Here is an 18,345-nt window from a genome sequence, read left to right as displayed (position 1 = left end):
ACCTTCATATTGGGAATCGAAGGTAAGAGGGTGGCGAACTGGCTGTCAAGCAGGTAGACGCGCCGAGGCCTGGTCGTCTACAGTTTGAAGGAAACCTTCCAATTGAGGAGCGCGTGTGAGTGTCTCGCCCGGCCGGCCGGGGCTCCTGCGGGCGATCAACGACAAGGCCGCCTTCGAGCTGCTGCTCGAACACGGGCCGTTGTCCCGCACCCGTCTGTCGATCCTCACCGGGCTGGCGCACCCGACGGTCACCCAGCTGCTCGCCCGCCTCGAGACGGGTGGGCTGGTGGTGCCCGCCGGAATCGACGAGGGCGGCCGCGGCCCCAGCGCCAAGCTCTACGCCGCCAACGCCCGTGCCGCGTACGTCGCCGGGGTCGATGTGACGCCGCACCGCCTTTCGGTCGCGATCGCGGACATCACCGGCACTATCGTCGCCGAGCACGACTGCGCGACGCCTCGACGCCCGGCCGAGCGGTTGCGGTCCATTGTGGAGGCCGCCACCGCGCAGGTCGGCCTGAAGGTGGGGGAGTTGCGTCAAGTCGTGCTCGGCACACCGGGTGCCCTCGATCCGCGTACCGGACGGCTGGGCTATGCGCCGCACCTCCCCGGCTGGGATCTGCCCGAGCTGGACGGAGCGCTGACCACCGCGCTCGGCACTCGCGTCGTGGTCGAGAACGACGTCAATCTGGCCGCCCTGGCGGAAATGCGGGCGGGACAAGCGAAAGACGTCGAGGATTTCGTCCTGCTGTGGGCCGGCGAAGGCCTCGGCATGGCGCTGGTGCTCAACGGCCGGGTCCGCCGCGGCGCCACCGGCGGTGCGGGCGAGGTCAGTTACATGCCGGTGGCCGGAGTCCCGCTGAGCCGGGAGATCGGCCGCGGCGGTCACGGCGGCTTCCAGCTTTCGTCCGGCGCCGCGGCCGTGCTGGATCTCGCGCGGGCGCACGGGATCGCGGGCGAGACCGCGGCGGAGGCGGTCGCTCAGGGGAGCGACGCGTTCCTGGCCGAGCTGGCGACCCGGCTGGCCACCGGGCTCGCGTCGATCATCTCCGTGGTGGACCCTGGCCTGGTGGTGTTCAGCGGCGAGATCCCGCACGCGGGCGGTGAGGCGCTGCTCGCGCGGATCCACGAGGAGCTGGGTGAGCTGGCCATCGCGCAGCCCCGGCTCACGCTGAGTTCGGTGCCGGGCAACGTCGTCCGAGCGGGCGCGGTGGCTTTGGCCTTGCAGGCTGCGCGGGCGGACATCTTCACCAGGGGCTAGCGGGATAAAGCGGGCTTTATCCCGGGGAAAGCACCCGGGATAAAGCCCGCTTTATCCCGCTAGCCGAGCTTGGAAACGACCTGCTCGCCGTACGCCGCAAGCGTTTGCTCGCGGTCGTCGTGCATGAGGTAGAGCGAGAACTGGTCCACGCCCAGCTCCTTGAGCTCCTCCAGCCGGTCCACGTGCGCGGAGGCCGGGCCGAGCAGGCAGAAACGGTCGACGATCTCGTCGGGCACGAAGTCGGTCGACGGGTTGCCCGCCTTGCCGTGGTGCGCGTAGTCGTAGCCCTGGCGCTCGCGGATGTAGTCGGTCAGTTCGTGCGGGACCGGGCCCGAGTCGCCGTAGCGCGCGACCAGGTCCGCCACGTGGTTGCCGACCATCCCGCCGAACCAGCGCAGCTGTTCACGCTGGTGCGGCAGGTCTTCGCCGACGTACGCGGGCGCGGCGAGGCAGATGGTGATGCCGCGCGGGTCGCGGCCCGCCGCCCGCGCCGCCTCGCGGACCGAGCCGATCGTCCAGCGGGCGATGGCCGGATCCGCGCACTGGAGGATGAAGCCGTCGGCGTGCTCGCCGACCATCTTCAGCGCCTTGGGCCCGTAACCGGCCATCCACATCTCGAGCCTGCCGTCGCGGATCCACGGGATGCGGACGGCCTTGTCGTTCATGACGACCTCGCGGCCCTCGGCGAGTTCCTTGACCGTGTGCATGCAGTCCCGCACGGTGGCCAAAGTGGACGGTGGCTTGCCGACAACGCGGTGCGCGGAGTCGCCGCGGCCGATGCCGCAGATCGTCCGGTTGCCGTACATGTCGTTCAGCGTGGCGAAGGTCGACGCCATCACCGACCAGTCCCTGGTGCCGGGGCTGGTGACCATCGGGCCGACGATCATCGAGGACGTCGCCGCCAGTATCTGCGAGTAGATGACGAACGGCTCCTGCCACAGCACGCAGGAGTCGAACGTCCACCCATAGCGGAAACCCTGGTCCTCGGCGGCCTTCATCAGCCGCACGACCTCGCGGGCGGGCGGGTCGGTCTGCAGGACGATTCCGAAATCCACGACTCTCCCCCTAAATCAGGTACTGGTTCAGCCCGCGGCTGAGGAACTTGCCGTGCGTGGTGCTGCCGCTGAAGCCCGACGGCGACACCACGACCCGCCCGCGCGAGAGCACGGTCTCGACCTTGCCGGTGATCTCCAGGCCCTCGTACGCCGAGTAGTCCACGTTCATGTGGTGCGTCTCGGCCGAGAGGGTCTGGCGTGCCGCCGGGTCGTAGATCACGATGTCGGCGTCGGAACCCGGTGCGATGACACCCTTTTGCGGGTACAGCCCGAACATCCGGGCGGGTGTCGTCGAGCAGGTCTCGACCCAGCGTCCGAGCGAGATCTCGCCCGCGACCACGCCTTGGTGCAGCAGGTCCATCCGGTGCTCGACACCGGGCATCCCGTTCGGGATCGCACGGAAGTCGCCGCGGCCCAGCTCCTTCTGGTCCTTGAAGCAGAACGGGCAGTGGTCGGTCGACACCACCGAAAGGTCGTTGGTGCGCAAGCCTTTCCACAGGTCCGTCTGATGCGACTTCTCCCGCAACGGCGGCGACGCGACGTACTTCGCGCCCTCGAAGTCCGGCTTCGCCATGTCCTCAATAGACAGATAGAGGTACTGCGGGCACGTCTCCGCGAAGACGTTCTGGCCTTCGTTGCGAGCCTCCGCGACGGCTGCCAGTGCCTGTGCGGCCGACAAGTGCACGATGTACAGCGGCGAGCCCGTCACCTTGGCCAGTGTGATCGCGCGCGAGGTCGCCTCGCCCTCGAGCTCCGGCGGGCGGGTGAGGCTGTGGTGCACCGGCTCGATCCGGCCTGCCGCGTAGGCCTGCGCGGCCAGCTGGTCGATCGCGATGCCGTTCTCGGCGTGCATCATGATCGTCGAGCCGGTCTCGCGGGCCTTCTGCATGGCCAGCAGGATCTCGCCGTCGGTCGAGTAGAAGACGCCGGGATAGGCCATGAACATCTTGAAGCTGGTGACTCCGCCGTCGATGCAGGCTTCCATCTCCTTCAGTGACGTGTCGTTCACGTCGGAGATGATCATGTGGAAGCCGTAGTCGATGGCGCAGTTGCCGTCGGCCTTCTCGTGCCACTTGTCCAAAGTGGACAACACGGAGGTGCCCTTCGCCTGCACGGCGAAGTCGATGATCGTGGTCGTGCCGCCCCAGGCGGCGGCCGTGGTGCCGGTGCCGAAGGTGTCGACCGAATGCGTGCCGCCGAACGGCATCTCCATGTGAGTGTGCGCGTCGATACCGCCTGGGAGCACGTACTTCCCGGTCGCGTCGATGACCTCGTCGGCCTCGGTGAACACGCCCGGCGCGGTCACGGCGATGATCTTTTCGCCGTCTACCAGCACATCCGCGAGTGAAGCGCCAGTGGTCGAGAGTACTTGCCCGCCCTTGATCAGCGTTGTCATGGCTTAGGCCTCCGTCAGCGGTCCGTAGCTGTCCGGGCGGCGGTCGCGGTAGAAGGCCCACTGGTCGCGGACCTCGGCGAGCAAGCCCATGTCCAGATCACGGACGACGATCTCCTCCTCGGTGTCCGAAGCCGCGCCGCCGACGATCTGCGCGCGCGGGTCCACAAAGTACGATTGACCGTAGAAGTCGTTCTCGCCCAGCGGTTCCACGCCGACGCGGTTGATCGTGCCGACGAAGTACTCGTTCGCCACCGCGGCGGCGGGCTGCTCGACGCGCCACAGGTATTCGGACAGCCCCCGGCTCGTCGCCGACGGGTTGAACACGATCTTCGCGCCCGCCAGGCCCAGCGCCCGCCAGCCCTCGGGGAAGTGACGTTCGTAGCAGATGTAGACGCCGATGCGGCCGACCGCGGTGTCGAACACCGGGTAGCCCATGTTCCCGGGACGGAAGTAGAACTTCTCCCAGAAGCCCTTGACCTGCGGGATGTGGTTCTTCCGGTGCTTGCCGAGGTAGGTGCCGTCGGCGTCGATCACCGCGGCGGTGTTGTAGTACACCCCCGGCTGCTCGACCTCGTACATCGGCACCACGAGCACGACCCCGTGCCGCTCGGCGACCTCCTGCATGAGCTTGGTCGTCGGGCCGTCCGGGATCTGCTCGGTGTAGGAGTAGTAGTCCGTGTCCTGCACCTGGCAGAAATACGGGCCGTAGAACAATTCCTGGAGACAGACGACCTGTGCGCCTTGTGACGCCGCCTTGCCGATCGCTTCGACGGCGTTGGCGATCATCGACTCCTTGTCACCCGTCCACCGCTGCTGGATCAACCCGGCGCGCACTACGTCGCTCACTGATTTCCTCCTTGTTGGTAGCGGGCAAGGCCAAGGCCAGATAAACCAGGAACGCGCCTATCAGGCCGACCACCCAGTTGTAGTCATAGAGAGGCTTGAGGAACGGGATCAGCCCGTCCGCGGGGAAGGGGCCGCCATACGCGCCGCCGACGGCGAGCACCGCGCCGACGACGGTCGCGGCCAGCGCGCGCCAGTTCCAGCCGCCGCTGAACCAGTACGCGCCACCCTCGGTGTAGAGGTCGCGCAGCTTCAGTTCGGTGCGGCTGACCACCCAGTAACCGGCGACCAGCACACCGGCGACGGCGCCGAGCAGCCCACCGTAGAAGCCGAGCCACGCGAAGATGTAGATGTTCGGGTCCGAGTACAGCCGCCACGGCTGGATCAGGATGCCGATCACGCCGGTGATCAGGCCGCCGACCGCGAAGGTGATCCTGCGCGGGAAGGCATTCGAGAAGTCGTACGACGGGCTGACCACGTTCGCGGCCAGGTTCGCCGAGATGGTCGCGAGCACCAGCGCGATCAGCGCGACCACGACGACCAGCGGGCTGGCGAACTTGTCCGCGAGTTTCGCCGGGTCCCAGATCTGCTCGCCATAAAGGACACTGCCGCCCGAGGTGGTCAGGATCGCCACGATCGCGATGAAGGTCATCGTGGTCGGCAGGCCGAGGATCTGGCCCTTCACCTGCTTGCCCTGGCTGCCGCCGAAGCGGGTGAAGTCCGGCATGTTGAGCGAAAGCGTCGACCAGAACGCGATCATCGCCATCAGCGTCGGCGCGAACACCTTCCAGAAGTCCGGTCCCCAGCCCAGTTTCCCCGGCTCGGAAAGGATCGGCCCGAAGCCGCCAGCCTGGATGAGCACGTAGGCGAGCATGATCAGGAAGCCGACGGACACCAGTGGCGCCGTCCAGTTCTCGAACCGGCGGATGGCCTCCATGCCACGCCAGATGATCAGCATCTGGATCACCCAGAAGACACCGAACGAAAGCCACAGCGTCCAATGTTGACCGAGCACGACGGCGGAGTCTTTCCAGCCGGAGCCCGCCAGCCGCCCGACGATGATGTAGAGCGCCTCACCGCCGACCCACGTCTGGATCCCGAACCATCCACACGCGATGAACGCTCTGAGGAGAGCGGCGAGGTTCGCCCCGCGCACCCCGTAGAAGGCACGCGCGAACACCGGGAAGGGAATGCCGTACTTGGTGCCCGCGTGGCTGTTGAGCAGCATCGGCGCGAGCACGATGAGGTTGCCGATGGTGATCGTCAGCAACGCCTGCACCCAGTTCATCCCGAGTGCGATGAGCGACGCGGCCAGCGCGTAACTGGGGATGTTGTGCGCCATCCCCATCCAGAGCGCGAAATAGTTGTAAGTGGTCCAGGTCCGCTTTTCGACCGGGACCGGCGCCAGTTCACTGTTGAAGAACCGGCTGCCCTCCAGGGACGTGACGTCGGTGAGTTCGACCCGGCCGTCGCTGTGCGCGCGTGTCGTCGGCTCCATTGCGGCATCCTGCGCCGCCCGGCGGAGCGGTGGCACTGGCAGAGTGTTCAGCGTTGGCCATGGCCGCGCGCACACTGTCGATTGCGCTCGACCGCTCCGCGATGCATGACCCGCGTCACATACCCGCGCTTAGCATGCAGGTCACGCGGGTGAAACACACGATCGGGCGGATCAAAGGTCAGCCGTTGAGCAGGCCGCGCACCAGTGCGGTCGCGGCGGCGCCTTCGACCGCCGTGTCCCAGAGTCGTTCGGTGATCCGGTGGTAGAGGTCGACGTCCTCGGGATCGCTCACCGTGATCTCGGTGTGGTTGATCTCGACGGTCACCGTGTCGTCGAGGATGCCGTAGCCGTGCATGGTGACGGTCGGGAGTGGAACGTCGAGTGGTACCACCCCGAACCGCAGATGCGGGAGGCCTGCCAGGTTCGTCAGCCGGTCGAGCTGCGCGCGCAGTACCGGCTGTGGGCAGATCGGATAACGCAAGGCGGATTCGCCGACCAGGATCTCGATGGTCTTGCCCGTGTCGTAGAGAACCTCTTGGCGGCGGATCCTCGCCCGGACGGCATCGCCGGTATCGGACGGCGATTCGTGCAACTCTGCCGCCAGGTCGAAGACCGCGCGGGCGTAGTCCGGCGTCTGGACGAGACCTGGCACGACGAAGAACTCGACCATCGTGATGTGCGAGGCGGCTTGTTCACTGACCGCCTCGGCTCGTTGCCTGGCTGTGTGGCCCTGGCGGAGTTGCCGTTTCCAGCGGTCCCGTTCGAGCCGGACGCCGAGCAGGCTGTCGCGTAGCTCCGCGGTGACTTTCGCGGGCGCTGCGACCGCGAGACACCAGGTGGTGAGATCGGCGTCCGACAGCAATGTGCGCCCGTTCTCGATCCGGCTGACCTTGGAAGCCAGCCAGCCGATCCGCTCGGCGAAGTCCTTGCCGGTGACGAAACCGGCTGCCGTCCTCAGCTCGCGCAGGCTGTTGCCGAGTTCGAGCTGCCGCTTTTCGAAGGTCACCGGCCGATCCGCAGCTCGGCGTGCGGAATCGCGGCGGACCACGCGGCCCGGCGCCAGCGCTGATGCTCGGCGACGACGGCCGTGTCGTCGTCGACGACGACAGCCGTGAGGACGTTTTCTTCAGTGAACCGGAGTTCGGCCACGCTCGTCTCGTCGAGCAGATAGAAGTCGTGGTGCGGCATACCCAGTTCGCGGGCGGTGCTTTCCTTGAGCCACCGCACGTCCTCGCCTGCGGCCACATTGGGGCCGATCGCCTGGAGCATCCACGCAAGGTAGTCGGTGAGCGGTTCGGTCAGCATCCGGACACGCTCGAACGGGATGCCCGCCGCTTTGAGGACGCCGAGATGTGCCAGCCAGGCACGGTCCTCTTCGGTTTCCAGCACGGAAAGGCCTTTACGCCAGCGTTCGACCTCGGGCAGGTCGACGGCGTACTCCCGCTGGCATTCCCAGCGCCAAGAAGACCGCCGCACCGACTTGAGCAAAGCGCTGAAGTCGGTGCCCGCGTTCAGCGATCGGCGCACTCGGGATCCCGACGCCGGGGCAGGAACTCGAACAAGGCGGCGGGGACCTCGACGGCCGTCTCGTGTTCAGGCAAGCCACGCTGCCGCAGGATCGCGAGCGCCTCCGGATCGGTGATCTTGGCGCCCTGCACAAGGTAGGTGCCTCGGTCGGTGGCGTAGAGCTCGGGGCAGCCGCCGTTCTTCGAAGTCGAACCAAGATGGGTCAGTCGCATGATCGCCTCCGCTTGTAGAATTTGTAGAATAGCGCACTGTTGTTGGTGCTGGTGAGGGCCATTCGTCGTCTTATTGGGTGACAGTTTCGCAGATTCTATGAGTTTGCTTCGAGCTGCGCCCGCGCCGGGGCGACGCTTTTCGCGTGAAGAGGCAGATGACGGCCGCGTCCTCGGTCGGCGGGCGGCTGTCGGTCGTGAACGTGACCGTGCCCGCGTCGCTGGTCCATCGCAGGGCGACGGAGGAGGAACAGGCGACCTGGACCGCGTGGCAGCGCGCGGTCAACACGTGCATGTACTGCCAGACCGCCTATAAAGCGTGGAGCGGAGCGGCCTACGTCTGCGAACATCACCATGAAGGCTGCTGAGCGTTGGGAGGGCCCATGGAAGATCACTGGACTCAATACAATTGAAGGAAAGTCTCAAGGCTGCATGCGCCGGACGCCGCCGAGTACGGCAAGCCGGTCGCATGCACTGGGACGATTCGATCCTTCGCTTACCGGTACCACCCACCGGCGTCTTCGTCCTACGAGCGGTGCATCGGTCTCGCGTGGTGTTCCGACTGCCGGACTTGGGTGGGCGCGATGGTGCATGTCCCTCGCGACAAAGTCCTGGAAGATCCGTTCGCCGACCTCGATCCCGACGTCCGCGACTGGGTGTACCGCAGCGAACGCAGGCTGATCAAGTACCTCGATCGCCTGACCCGACGTCAGGAGTCGTGAGTGTTTAGGCCGGTTAGAACCGGCCGCAACACTCACGACCCCCGGGGCTCAGGCGAAGAACTCGGTGAGGGCGCGGATGACGGTGTCCGGCTGCTCCTCGGCGAGGAAGTGGCCGGAACGCTCCACTTTGCTCACCCGGACGTCGGTTCCCTTGGTGGACAAGACGTACTGGAAGAACTCGAAGCTCGCCTCGGCGGCCAGGCCGAGCAGTGGCTTGGTGACCTTGGGGTAGGTCTTCTGGTCTTCGATGTCCTGGTTGAAGGCCTGGTACCAGGCGTTGCCCGCGCGGATCGCGTCCGGCTTGGCGTAGGCCTGCGCGTAGATCGCGCGGGTGGCGTCGCTGATCGCGGCGGGGTTGACCAGCAGGAGGTCGCAGAAGTAGTCGATCAGGAAGCGGGAACGGCCGGTGATGAGCTGCTCGGGGAGCGCGCGGACCTGGTTGAAGGCGAACCACCACAGGTGGAACTCGCCCGGCTTGGGCAGCAGCGGCAGCTGGTAGAGGCTCTCGTCGGGGTGGGCCACGTCGAGCAGGGCGACCTTGGTGGTCGCGTCGCTGTGGTTGATGGCGAAGCTGTGGGCGACCATGGCGCCGATGTCGTGGCCCGCGATGTTGACCTGGGTGTGGCCGAGACGGCGGGTCAGCTCGAAGATGTCGCGCGCCATCGTCTTCTTGTCGTAGCCGCCCGCGGGCTTGGCCGAGCCGCCCATGCCGCGCAGGTCGACGGCGATCACGCGGTAGCGGCGGGCCAGCGCCGGCATGATCTTGCGGAACTGCCACCAGGTCTCGGGCCAGCCGGGCAGCAGGACCAGCGGGGCTCCCTGGCCGCCGGTCACGTAATGCAGGCTGGTGCCGTTCACGTCGGCGTGAGCGCTGGTGAAGCCCAGTGAGCGGGCCAGCGCGGTGTCGGAAACCGAGTGGTCTACCGAAGCCGAGGCGACTCCGCCGGTCGCCGCGGTCGCGGCCACGCCGGCTCCGGCGGCGAGCATCTTACGTCTTGAGAACTGCATATCGGCTTCCCTCCAGCGTTAAGTGCGGAGAGCATTGTGGGCGGTTCAGACGTTGGCAAGGCCTTTCAAGCACGCTTGAAAGGCTGGGCCTCCACACGATCTTCACAAACCGCACGGATCGTCTCCACGCGCATTGCTTAAGGTCAGAGCCATGGAACTGGGAGCGCGGCGGATTCTCGTCGTCGAGGACGACCTCACGATCGCCGAGTCGATCGCGGCCAGGCTGCGTGCGGAGGGGCACGCGATCGAGCTCGCGCACGACGGGCCCGCCGCCGTCGCCAGGGCCGAGAGCGCCGAACCCGACCTGGTGGTGCTCGACGTGATGCTGCCGGGGTTCGACGGGCTCGAGGTCTGCCGCCGGATCCAGGCGCGCCGCCCGGTGCCGGTGCTCATGCTGACCGCGCGCGCCGACGAGACCGACCTGCTCATCGGGCTCGGCGTCGGCGCGGACGACTACCTGACCAAGCCGTTTTCGATGCGCGTGCTCGCGGCCAGGGTGCAGGCGCTGCTCCGGCGGGTCGACCGCGCCGTGCCGCGCAGTTCCAAGATCGTGCTGGGCGACCTCGAGATCGACATCGACGAGCGCCGCGTGTCCCGTGGCGACTCCGAAGCGCAGCTGACGCCGCTGGAGTTCGAGCTCCTGGTGCATCTCGCGAAGCGGCCGCGGGCGGTGCTGGCGCGGGAACGCCTGCTCAGCGAGGTCTGGGACTGGGCGGACGCGTCCGGCACCCGCGCCGTCGACAGCCACATCAAGGCACTGCGACGCAAGCTCGGCGCGGATCTCATCCGGACCGTGCACGGCGTCGGCTACGCGCTGGACGTCAACTCGTGAAACTCCAGACCCTTGTCGACTTCCTGCCGAGACCACTCGACCCGGTGCGGTCGATCAAGATCAAGCTGGCGTTGCTGATCGTCGGCTCCGGCGGCATCGCGCTCGGCTTCTTCCGCTGGCAGATCGGCTGGCTGCCACCGCGGACCACGATCACGGCCGTGGTCTTGGCGCTGGTCACGTCGCAGATTCTGGCGCACGGTATGACCAGGCCGCTGCGGGAGATGACGGCCGCCGCGGGCCGGATGGCCAAGGGCGACTACACCCGCCGGGTCCGCGCGACCTCACGCGACGAGGTCGGCAGGCTCGCCGACGCGTTCAACCGGATGGCCGCCGACCTCGCCGCCGCCGACCAGCAGCGCCGCGACCTCATCGCCAACGTCTCCCACGAACTGCGGACCCCGATCACCGCGCTCAACGGCGTGCTCGAAAACCTCGTCGACGGCGTCGAGCACCCCGATCCCCGGACGCTGCGCACCGCGCTCACCCAGACCGAGCGGCTCAGCGCGCTCGTCTCCGAACTGCTCGACCTCTCCCGCATCGACGCGGGCGCCTTCCCACTGGACGTGGAGGACGTCGAACTAGCGCCACTGGTCGACGAGGTCATCGCCGAGGCCGAGGTGATGGCCGCCGCACTCGGCCGCGGCGTCCGCTTCACGGTCGACCTGGAACCCCGCATCGTCGTGTCCGCCGACCGCGCGCGCCTGCACCAGGTCCTGCTCAACCTGCTCGACAACGCCGCCCGCCACGGACCGGCGGGCGGCGAGGTGGGCGTCGAAGCCCGGGTGCTCGGCGACCACGTGGTCATCGAAGTCCGGGACGAGGGCCCCGGCATCCGCCCCGAGGACCACGCCCGCGTCTTCGAGCGCTTCACCCGGGGCGAACGGGCAGGCGGCGGTGGCACGGGCCTCGGCCTGAACATCGCACGCTGGGTCGTCGACCTGCACGGCGGCTCGATCGGGGTCGCGGGCCCCGGTTCCCGGATCCGCGTGACCCTGCCGCGCTGACCTTTCCCTGAAATCACCCCGGACCGCTTGCGGGACACGGGGCGATCAAGCACACCCTCTGGAGGATTCCCATGGCCGATCGGCCTGCTCACGCGACCCCGGTGGCGACTGTCGCCCCGATGCCACCACCACCGGAGGCGCGTCCGGTGCCGCCGGTTCCGGTGCTCGCCCGGCCCGCTTATGTGCCCAAGTCGGCGCGGGTGGCTCTGCCGCCGTCGGTATTGCCCGCCGTGGTGGCGGCGGCTGTGGTGGGGGCGATCGTGATTCCGCTGGACCGGCCGGGGGTCGGGTGGCTGGTGGCGGGGATCGTTTGTGTGGTGGCTGTGGTGGTCGCGGATCGGCGGGCTCGGGACTGGGGTGGTCGGTCGGCGGGGGCGGATGAAGGGAGCCTTCATCCAGGTGGTGAGGGAGGCCCTGACCAGGCTGGGCTTGGTGAGGGAGGCCCTGCCCAAGCCAGGGTGAGTGAAGGAGGCCCTCGCCAAGCGGAAGCGGGTGAGGGAGGCCCTCACGAGTTCGACCTGGATGAGGGGAGCCTTCATCCAGTGGAGGTGGATGAGGGGAGCCTTCATCCAGAGGGGGTGGATGAGGGGAGCCTTCATCCAGAGGGGGTGGATGAGGGGAGCCTTCATCCAGTGGAGGCGGATGAAGGGAGCCTTCATCCAGTGGAGGCGGATGAAGGGAGCCTTCATCCAGAGGGGGCGGGCGAGGGAGGCCCCGACCAAGCTGGGCCGGGTAAAGGAGGCCCTCACCCAGGCAGGCCGAGTGAGGGAGGCCCTCACCAAACCCAGCCAACCCCAAGAAACCCAAGCCGCGCAAGGATCCTCTGGGCCGCACTGGCTCTGGCTCTCCTCGCCGTAGGAACGATCCGCGCGGCCGAGTGGCTCTTCGTCTTCTGCGCGCTCGCGGCGGCGACGGCCGGATCGCTGGCCGTCGTGGGACCGAGGTCCGTCAAAGGACTCCTGTACGACATCCTCGCCGTCCCGATCGAGGCCTTCGGCGGACTCGCCTGGCTCGGCCGAGGCCGCAAGAAGACCCATCGCAAGCCCAGCGGCGCGACCAAACGCACGGCCTCGGCCGTCTTCGTGACGCTCGCGCTGCTCGCGGTCTTCGTCCCCCTCCTGAGTTCGGCCGACGCCACCTTCGCCGGGGTGCTCAGCGCCGCGATGCCGGAGATCGACGGGGCCTACGCCGTCCAGTGGATCTTCGTGTTCGGACTGGTCGGGGCCGCCACCGCGGGCGCGCTGTTCGTGCTCGCCGCGCCGCCGCGCCCAGCCGGGGAAGCCACTCAAAACAAGGTGCTGCACCGGATCGAATGGGCGCTGCCGGTCGGCGTGCTGACGCTCCTGTTCGCCGGGTTCGTGTTCGCTCAGCTTGTCGCGTTGTTCGGGGGCGACGCTTACGTCCTGCGCACGTCAGGGCTTACCTACGCCGAGTACGCCAGGGGAGGGTTCTGGCAGCTGTCCGCGATCACGGTGCTGACACTGGGGGTCATCGTGATCGCGTTGCGGTGGGGCAGCAAGGAAACCACGCAAGACCGCTGGTGGCTGCGGGGCGTGCTCACCGCGCTGAGCCTGCTGACGCTGGTGATCGTGGCGTCCGCGTTGAGTCGCATGTGGACATATCAGCAGGCGTACGGGTTCACCGTGCTGCGACTCCTCGTCGAGACCTGTGAACTCTGGCTCGGCGCCGTCTATCTGCTGATGATCGCCGCGATCTGGAAGCTGGACCAGGCGTGGCTGTCGAGGGCGGCGATCGGGACCGCGATGGCCGCGCTGCTGGCGCTGGCCGTGCTGAACCCGGAGCGGTTCATCGCCGACCGCAACATCGATCGGATGGCCGATGGGCATGGCATCGATTCCGCTTATCTGAGCACGCTTTCCGCCGATGTGCTGCCCGCGGTGGAGAGGTTGCCCGAGCCGGTCCGGGCGGCGGTTCGCGGACCGGTTCGGGCTGGTATCAAGGCCGATTCCTGGCAGGAGTTCAACTTCTCCAGGATGGCGGGCCGGTAGGTGGGTGTGGTGAGCACCGTTCGAGGGGGAGGGTGCTCACCACACCTGGTCTCACTTGAGCGGGAAAATGCCCTGCGTCGCGTTGGACGCGTTGCAGGCGTTGGGGAACTCGTTCTTGTAGTCGACGGCCTCGCCGTTCCAGCGTCCGGTGACCGCGACGGTGACCGGGGCGAAGTTCAGCGGGCAGGCCGTCGAGGCCTCTTCGATCGCGGAGAACTTGCCGCCCGCGGCTTCGAGCACCGCGCAGGCTTTGGCCGGATCCTTGACCGAGCCGGCGGGTTCTTTGCAAGTGAGGGTGGCGCGGGCGTAGCCGCCGCTGCTGTCGGTCTGGCTGAGACGTAAGGCGTACGAAGCGTTCTCGGGGGACGCGGGGCCCGCCAGCGAAGCTGCGGCCAAGGCGACGGCGGTGATCGTTTCGAAAATTGCCATACAAGATCTATCGGCAGTTGCCCGCGACAAAAGGCCACTCGGAAGAGTGGTCAACTCTCACGAATGGGTGGTCAATGTGTCGTGCGCCAGCAGCGCCACGTAGAGCGAGAGCATCGACTCCGGATCCTCCAGCTGGACGCCGAGCACCTGCTCGATCCGGGCCAGCTGCTGGTAGTACGCGGTCCGCGAGGTGTGCGCGGCCGCGGCCGCCGCCGACTTGTTGCCGCCGTGTTCGCAGTAGTGCCGCAGTGCTTGCATCAGACGGCTTCCCGTCGCCGCGTCCCGCGAGAGCAGCGGCCCGAGCTCCCGCGCCGCGAAGGCTTCCAGCCGCTCGTCGGTCGCCAGCAGCTGCAGGAGCCCGCGCAGGCGGACGTCGTCGAGCCGGTGGAACACCCGCTTCACGTCGGTGCGCAACGCGGCCGCGGCCACGTGCGCGGCCTCGACGAGCGTGCGGCGTGCCTCGGCCGGTCCGTCCACAGTGGTCCCGACGGCGACGACGCTCGGCGCGCGCGTCTCGTGGACGTCGGTGGCCAGCCGGTGCAGCACGGTGTCCGGGTTCGCCTCCGGTGACAACGAGATCAGTGCTCGCACACTCGTCTCGTCGACCGTCGCGACCAGCGCGCGCACCCGCGCCCGGCGCGCCGCCAGCGCGGTCGCTTCGGCGAGTTCGCGCAGCATCGGGCCGGTGGACACCGCGGGCAGGCCGGTCGAGGCCGGCCGCGGCCGGATGGCGACGCCGACCAGCTGGCCGCCGGTCAGCGGCACGGCCAGCGCGGACGCGCGCGCGAGCAGTTCCGCGGACGGCACCGGCGAGCCGAGCAGCTCGCACAGCACCGCACGGTGGGCCTGGCGTTCGAGGCTGTCGGTGTCCTTCGCGACCAGGCGATGCACGGCCAGCGCGGACGCCGCGCGCTCGGCGACCACCCGGTGGCGATGCGGGGGCGTGTCCGGGCAGACGAGCACCAGCCGCCCCCAGTCGTGCCCGCGCGCGCCGACGATCGTCACCAGCCAGCCGGCGCCCGAGTGATACCCGGTGCGTTCGCCGAGCTGGATCGTGCGCGACCGCGTCAGCCAGCCCGTGAGCAGGTCACCGGGGTCCATGCCCGCCGCGTCGTACGCGAGCACCTCGTGCGACAGCGTCTCCAGCACCACCGGCTGCTCGGTCATCCGCGCGACCTCGCGCAGCACGGCCTCGGGCTCCGCGCCGGACACGGTCAGCGCGGTGAACACCTCGTGCACGCGCTCGGCCGCCTTGAGCTCGGCGACCTGGGCGTCCACGATCAGCCCGTTGACCGACTCGGTGACGGTGACGTAGCGCGTCTCGCGTGACAGCGTGACCAGCGGGATCCCGTGCTTGTCGGCGGCGCGGACGAGCGCGCCGGGCAGCTCGTCGTTCCAGTGCCGGACCAGCTCGATGATCACCCCGGACACGCCGACGGCCGCCAGCTCGTCGATGTACCGGGTGAGCGTGGCCTCGTCGTCGGGCAGCGCGACGCCCGTGGTGAGCACCAGCTCGCCGCCCTTGAGCAGGTGCGCGATGTCGGTGACCTCGGCGACGTGCACCCAGCGCACGTACGCGCCGAGGCCGATCGCGCCCGCGACGACGTGCGGCCGCCCATGCCGCAGAACCGGCAAGGCGAGCACTTCGGCCACGGTCGGATACATACACAGACTGTACGGGCGGTGGCGCTAGTCGGTACACGTTGCCGGTAGTGCCAGCGTGCCGCCCGCACCGAGACTCGGGAACCATGAGCGAAGAGACGTTGGTGAACCGGCACCGGGCAGTCCTCCCGCAGTGGCTGGCCCTGTATTACAAGGAGCCCATCGAGATCGTCCGTGCCGAAGGCAGGCGCGTCACCGACTCGAACGGCAACACCTACCTCGACTTCTTCGCCGGGATCCTGACCAACGCCATCGGCTACGGCGTCAAGGAGATCTCCGACGCGATCCGCGCGCAGCTCGACACCGGCGTGCTCCACACGTCGACGCTGTACCTGATCCGCAAGCAGGTGGAGCTCGCCGAGCAGATCGCCGAGCTGTCCGGCATCCCCGACGCGAAGGTGTTCTTCACCAACTCCGGCACCGAGGCCAACGAGACCGCGCTCATGCTCGCGACGCAGCAGCGGCGCAGCAACCAGATACTGGCGCTGCGCAACTCGTATCACGGCCGCGCGTTCGCCACGATCGGCATCACCGGCAACCGCGGCTGGTCCGCGAGCTCGCTCTCGCCGGTCAAGGTCAGCTACGTGCACGGCGGTTACCGCTACCGCGGGCCGTTCGCAGGTCTGTCCGACAAGGACTACATCGCCGCCTGCGTCGACGACCTGCGTGACGTGCTGCAGACGACCACCTCGGGCGACGTCGCCGCCCTGATCGCCGAGCCGATCCAGGGTGTCGGCGGGTTCAACGTGCCGCCGGACGGCCTGCTCGGCGCCATGAAGGAGGTGCTCGACGAGCACGGCATCCTGTTCATCTCCGATGAGGTGCAGACCGGCTGGGGCCGCACCGGCGAGCACTTCTGGGGGTTCCAGGCGCACGGCATCACGCCGGACGCGCTGACGTTCGCGAAGGGCCTCGGCAACGGCCTCGCGATCGGCGGTGTGGTCGCCCGCGGCGACCTGATGGACTGCCTCACCGCCAACTCGATCTCGACCTTCGGCGGCAACCCGATCTCGACCGCGGGCGCCAAGGCGACGCTGGACTACCTGCTCGACAAGGACCTGCAGGGCAACGCGCGCAAGCTCGGCGACTACCTGCTGCGCGGGCTGCGCGACCTCGGCGACAAGTACGACGTGCTCGGCGACGTGCGTGGCAAGGGCCTGATGATCGGCATGGAGTTCGTCTCGCCGGGCACCACGCCGAGCCCCGAGGCCGCGGGCATCGTGCTGGAGGAGACCCGCGAGCGTGGCCTGCTGGTCGGCAAGGGCGGGCTGCACAACAACGTCGTCCGGCTCGCCCCGCCGATGACACTGACCGAGACCGAAGCCGCCGAGGCACTCGAGATCCTCGGCGAATCCGTCGCACGCGCGCAGGAGGCCGTCAAGTGACCGCTCGCATCAGCCACTGGATCGACGGCAAGCCCTACTCGGCCGTCGCCGAGCGCACCGGCGACGTCTACGACCCGGCGACCGGCGAGGTCCAGGCCCAGGTCGACTTCGCTTCCGAGGCCGACGTCGCCGAGGCGGTCGCCGCGGCCAAGCGCGCGTTGCCGGGCTGGCGTGCGACTTCGCTCGCGGCCCGCAGCCGGGTGCTGTTCGCCTTCCGCGAGCTGCTCGTGGCGCGCAAGGACGAACTGGCCAAGATCGTCACGGCCGAGCACGGCAAGGTCGAATCGGACGCGGCGGGCGAAATCGCGCGCGCGATCGAGAACGTCGAATTCGCCTGCGGCGCGCCGCAATTACTCAAGGGTGGATTCAGCGAGAACGCGTCCACCGGTGTCGACGTCTATTCGATCGCGCAGCCTTTGGGCGTGGTCGGCGTCATTTCGCCGTTCAACTTCCCGGCGATGGTGCCGTTGTGGTTCGCGCCCAACGCGATCGCCTGCGGCAACACGGTCGTGCTCAAACCGTCCGAAAAGGACCCGTCGGCCGCCAACTTCATCGCCGAGCTGTTCGCCGAGGCCGGGCTGCCCGCCGGGGTGCTGAACGTGCTGCACGGCGACAAGGTCGCGGTCGACGGCCTGCTGGAGCACCCGGACGTCAAGGCGATCTCGTTCGTCGGCTCGACCCCGATCGCGAAGTACGTCTACGAGACCGGCACCCGCAACGGCAAGCGCGTGCAGGCGCTCGGGGGCGCGAAGAACCACATGGTCGTGCTCCCGGACGCGGATCTGGATCTCGCGGCCGACGCGGCCGTGTCCGCGGGCTTCGGCTCGGCGGGTGAGCGGTGCATGGCCGTCTCGGTGGTCGTGGCCGTCGACCCGATCGGCGACGAGCTGGTCGCGAAGATCGCCGAGCGGATCAAGGGACTGCGGGTCGGCGACGGCAGGCGGCCCAGTTCGGAGATGGGCCCGCTGGTCACCGCCGCGCACCGCGAGCGCGTCCAGTCCTATGTGGACGCCGGAGTCGAGTCGGGCGCCGCGCTGGTGGTCGATGGACGGACAGTGGACGCCGACGGGGCGGCCGATGGATTCTGGCTGGGGCCGACGCTGTTCGACCATGTGCGGCCGGAGATGTCCATCTACACCGACGAGATCTTCGGGCCGGTGCTGTCGGTCGCGCGCGCCGACGGGTACGCCGAGGCGCTCGATCTCATCCACGCCAACCCGTACGGCAACGGCGTGGCGATCTTCACCAACGACGGCGGCGCCGCGCGGCGGTTCCAGAACGAGGTCGAGGTCGGCATGGTCGGCCTCAACGTGCCGATCCCGGTGCCGGTCGCGTATTACTCGTTCGGCGGCTGGAAGGATTCGCTGTTCGGGGATTCCCACGCCTACGGGCCGGAGGGATTCCATTTCTTCACCAGGACGAAAGTGGTCACCTCGCGCTGGCTCGACCCGTCGCACGGCGGCGTCAATCTCGGTTTTCCGCGTAATGACTAGGTGAATCGGACCTGA

19 protein-coding genes are annotated in these 18,345 nt (G+C 68.3%); 9 read left to right on the top strand and 10 right to left on the bottom strand.

From position 1 onward, the window contains the following. Nucleotides 1-115 precede the first annotated feature (115 nt). Complete coding sequence (locus BLV57_RS21910) at nt 116-1,258, top strand: ROK family transcriptional regulator (protein WP_091291556.1); 1,143 nt, start codon at nt 116-118, stop codon at nt 1,256-1,258. A 59-nt stretch (nt 1,259-1,317) separates the two neighbouring features. Here the strand turns inward: BLV57_RS21910 and BLV57_RS21905 are convergent, their stop codons facing one another. The 7 genes from BLV57_RS21905 to BLV57_RS21875 form a co-directional block, all read right to left on the bottom strand. Beyond that, nucleotides 1,318-2,313 carry a TIGR03842 family LLM class F420-dependent oxidoreductase gene (locus BLV57_RS21905; protein WP_091291554.1) on the bottom strand — a complete coding sequence of 332 codons (996 nt, stop codon included), beginning with the start codon at nt 2,311-2,313 and terminating at the stop codon, nt 1,318-1,320. Nucleotides 2,314-2,323: 10 nt separating this feature from the next. Continuing rightward, nucleotides 2,324-3,709, bottom strand: a complete 1,386-nt coding sequence (hydA, locus tag BLV57_RS21900; protein ID WP_091291552.1) for a dihydropyrimidinase — start codon at nt 3,707-3,709, stop codon at nt 2,324-2,326. Between the two features lie 3 nt (nt 3,710-3,712). Then, nucleotides 3,713-4,555 carry a nitrilase-related carbon-nitrogen hydrolase gene (locus BLV57_RS21895; RefSeq protein ID WP_091291550.1) on the bottom strand — a complete coding sequence of 281 codons (843 nt, stop codon included), beginning with the start codon at nt 4,553-4,555 and terminating at the stop codon, nt 3,713-3,715. Continuing rightward, nucleotides 4,506-6,050, bottom strand: a complete 1,545-nt coding sequence (locus BLV57_RS21890; RefSeq protein ID WP_091291548.1) for an NCS1 family nucleobase:cation symporter-1 — start codon at nt 6,048-6,050, stop codon at nt 4,506-4,508. Before BLV57_RS21890 ends, BLV57_RS21895 begins: the two co-directional genes overlap by 50 nt. A gap of 178 nt (nt 6,051-6,228) precedes the next feature. Beyond that, nucleotides 6,229-7,056 (bottom strand): helix-turn-helix domain-containing protein, encoded by an 828-nt coding sequence (locus BLV57_RS21885; RefSeq protein ID WP_091291546.1) that lies wholly within the window; start codon nt 7,054-7,056, stop codon nt 6,229-6,231. Continuing rightward, the gene (locus BLV57_RS21880; protein ID WP_091291543.1) at nt 7,053-7,577 is read right to left on the bottom strand and encodes a DUF6879 family protein; all 525 of its coding nucleotides are present in this window, start codon (nt 7,575-7,577) and stop codon (nt 7,053-7,055) included. The genes BLV57_RS21885 and BLV57_RS21880 overlap by 4 nt, the downstream gene beginning before the upstream one ends. Continuing rightward, nucleotides 7,562-7,789, bottom strand: coding sequence for a hypothetical protein (locus BLV57_RS21875; protein ID WP_091291541.1), 228 nt, complete (start codon nt 7,787-7,789; stop codon nt 7,562-7,564). Before BLV57_RS21875 ends, BLV57_RS21880 begins: the two co-directional genes overlap by 16 nt. Nucleotides 7,790-7,932: 143 nt before the next feature. Between BLV57_RS21875 and BLV57_RS21870 the strand changes: the two genes are divergently transcribed. Both BLV57_RS21870 and BLV57_RS43370 read left to right on the top strand, forming a co-directional pair. Next, entirely contained in the window at nt 7,933-8,154 is a 222-nt protein-coding gene (locus BLV57_RS21870; RefSeq protein WP_143047115.1) for a hypothetical protein, read from the top strand. Nucleotides 8,155-8,370: 216 nt separating this feature from the next. Then, nucleotides 8,371-8,508: a hypothetical protein gene (locus tag BLV57_RS43370; RefSeq protein ID WP_176968741.1), complete on the top strand. Its 138-nt coding sequence runs from the start codon at nt 8,371-8,373 to the stop codon at nt 8,506-8,508. A gap of 48 nt (nt 8,509-8,556) precedes the next feature. Here BLV57_RS43370 and BLV57_RS21865 read toward each other — a convergent pair whose 3' ends face one another. Then, on the bottom strand, nt 8,557-9,516 hold the full coding sequence (locus tag BLV57_RS21865) for an alpha/beta fold hydrolase (RefSeq protein ID WP_091291537.1): 960 nt from the start codon (nt 9,514-9,516) through the stop codon (nt 8,557-8,559). Between the two features lie 172 nt (nt 9,517-9,688). Between BLV57_RS21865 and BLV57_RS21860 the strand changes: the two genes are divergently transcribed. The 4 genes from BLV57_RS21860 (at nt 9,689) to BLV57_RS21850 (ending at nt 13,361) form a co-directional block, all read left to right on the top strand. Beyond that, nucleotides 9,689-10,348 (top strand): response regulator, encoded by a 660-nt coding sequence (locus BLV57_RS21860; protein WP_425426023.1) that lies wholly within the window; start codon nt 9,689-9,691, stop codon nt 10,346-10,348. Continuing rightward, nucleotides 10,345-11,352: a HAMP domain-containing sensor histidine kinase gene (locus BLV57_RS21855; protein WP_091291533.1), complete on the top strand. Its 1,008-nt coding sequence runs from the start codon at nt 10,345-10,347 to the stop codon at nt 11,350-11,352. The genes BLV57_RS21860 and BLV57_RS21855 overlap by 4 nt, the downstream gene beginning before the upstream one ends. A 462-nt stretch (nt 11,353-11,814) precedes the next feature. Then, nucleotides 11,815-12,210 (top strand): hypothetical protein, encoded by a 396-nt coding sequence (locus BLV57_RS43365; protein WP_176968698.1) that lies wholly within the window; start codon nt 11,815-11,817, stop codon nt 12,208-12,210. Further along, on the top strand, nt 12,171-13,361 hold the full coding sequence (locus BLV57_RS21850; protein ID WP_091291992.1) for a DUF4153 domain-containing protein: 1,191 nt from the start codon (nt 12,171-12,173) through the stop codon (nt 13,359-13,361). Before BLV57_RS43365 ends, BLV57_RS21850 begins: the two co-directional genes overlap by 40 nt. Nucleotides 13,362-13,412: 51 nt before the next feature. Here the strand turns inward: BLV57_RS21850 and BLV57_RS21845 are convergent, their stop codons facing one another. Together BLV57_RS21845 and BLV57_RS21840 are read right to left on the bottom strand one after the other, a co-directional pair. Beyond that, a complete protein-coding gene (locus BLV57_RS21845) occupies nt 13,413-13,790 on the bottom strand; it encodes an SSI family serine proteinase inhibitor (protein ID WP_091291532.1) in 378 nt (125 codons plus the stop codon). 57 nt (nt 13,791-13,847) lie between these two features. Continuing rightward, nucleotides 13,848-15,455, bottom strand: coding sequence for a PucR family transcriptional regulator (locus BLV57_RS21840; RefSeq protein ID WP_091291530.1), 1,608 nt, complete (start codon nt 15,453-15,455; stop codon nt 13,848-13,850). 83 nt (nt 15,456-15,538) lie between these two features. Here BLV57_RS21840 and BLV57_RS21835 point away from each other — a divergent pair, with 83 nt between their 5' ends. Then, a complete protein-coding gene (locus tag BLV57_RS21835) occupies nt 15,539-16,837 on the top strand; it encodes an aspartate aminotransferase family protein (protein ID WP_091291529.1) in 1,299 nt (432 codons plus the stop codon). Continuing rightward, complete coding sequence (locus BLV57_RS21830; RefSeq protein WP_091291527.1) at nt 16,834-18,330, top strand: CoA-acylating methylmalonate-semialdehyde dehydrogenase; 1,497 nt, start codon at nt 16,834-16,836, stop codon at nt 18,328-18,330. The genes BLV57_RS21835 and BLV57_RS21830 overlap by 4 nt, the downstream gene beginning before the upstream one ends. The last annotated feature ends 15 nt before the right edge of the window (nt 18,331-18,345 follow it).

Source organism: Amycolatopsis xylanica (assembly GCF_900107045.1).
Lineage (GTDB): Bacteria > Actinomycetota > Actinomycetes > Mycobacteriales > Pseudonocardiaceae > Amycolatopsis > Amycolatopsis xylanica.
This window is presented reverse-complemented; position numbering and strand designations above follow the sequence as displayed.

Excerpts from the sequence above, each read along its gene's own strand:
- BLV57_RS21835 (WP_091291529.1), top strand. The coding sequence starts at position 15,539 with ATGAGCGAAGAGACGTTGGTGAACCGGCACCGGGCAGTCCTCCCGCAG.
- BLV57_RS21890 (WP_091291548.1), bottom strand. The coding sequence starts at position 6,050 with ATGGAGCCGACGACACGCGCGCACAGCGACGGCCGGGTCGAACTCACC.
- BLV57_RS21840 (WP_091291530.1), bottom strand. The coding sequence starts at position 15,455 with ATGTATCCGACCGTGGCCGAAGTGCTCGCCTTGCCGGTTCTGCGGCAT.
- hydA (WP_091291552.1), bottom strand. The coding sequence starts at position 3,709 with ATGACAACGCTGATCAAGGGCGGGCAAGTACTCTCGACCACTGGCGCT.
- BLV57_RS43370 (WP_176968741.1), top strand. The coding sequence starts at position 8,371 with ATGGTGCATGTCCCTCGCGACAAAGTCCTGGAAGATCCGTTCGCCGAC.
- BLV57_RS21865 (WP_091291537.1), bottom strand. The coding sequence starts at position 9,516 with ATGCAGTTCTCAAGACGTAAGATGCTCGCCGCCGGAGCCGGCGTGGCC.
- BLV57_RS21875 (WP_091291541.1), bottom strand. The coding sequence starts at position 7,789 with ATGCGACTGACCCATCTTGGTTCGACTTCGAAGAACGGCGGCTGCCCC.
- BLV57_RS21845 (WP_091291532.1), bottom strand. The coding sequence starts at position 13,790 with ATGGCAATTTTCGAAACGATCACCGCCGTCGCCTTGGCCGCAGCTTCG.